The sequence below is a fragment of the Hymenobacter crusticola genome, assembly GCF_002154225.1.
GTDB classification, from domain to species: Bacteria; Bacteroidota; Bacteroidia; order Cytophagales; family Hymenobacteraceae; genus Hymenobacter; species Hymenobacter crusticola.
Genome location: NZ_MTSE01000146.1, coordinates 1 through 368, shown reverse-complemented (window position 1 = coordinate 368; position 368 = coordinate 1). Strand labels below are relative to the sequence as shown.

The 368-nt window shown below is 62.0% G+C and carries 1 pseudogene; it reads left to right on the top strand.

The features are described 5' to 3' along the window. Positions 1 to 368, top strand: a pseudogene (locus tag BXP70_RS30265) (hypothetical protein); the annotation flags it as partial.

Genomic DNA, 368 nt, shown 5'->3' with positions numbered 1-368 from the left:
GCTCGCTTCGCGGACTTGGTCCGCCCGCGGACGGGCTTCTTTGTTCGTGGTGCTGCTGCTCGCGCTCGGCCTGGGTAGCAGCTGTTGGGCCCAGGCACCGGCGCCGAAAATCCAAGTGCTCGCCATTGGCTTCGACCACTTAAGCCAACTCTACACCAAGCAGGCGGCGCAGTCCGATGTGTTCACTCCCAAGAAACAGGCGGAACTGGCCCAGCTCCGCACGCGCTTAGCCAAGTTTAAGCCAGACCTGATTCTGGTCGAAGCCGAACCCCAGGAGCAACCGCACCTGGACAGTCTCTATGCGCCCTATCAACAAGGCACCCTGCCCTTAACCGCGGTGCCCTACGGGCGCAGTGAGATCTACCAAG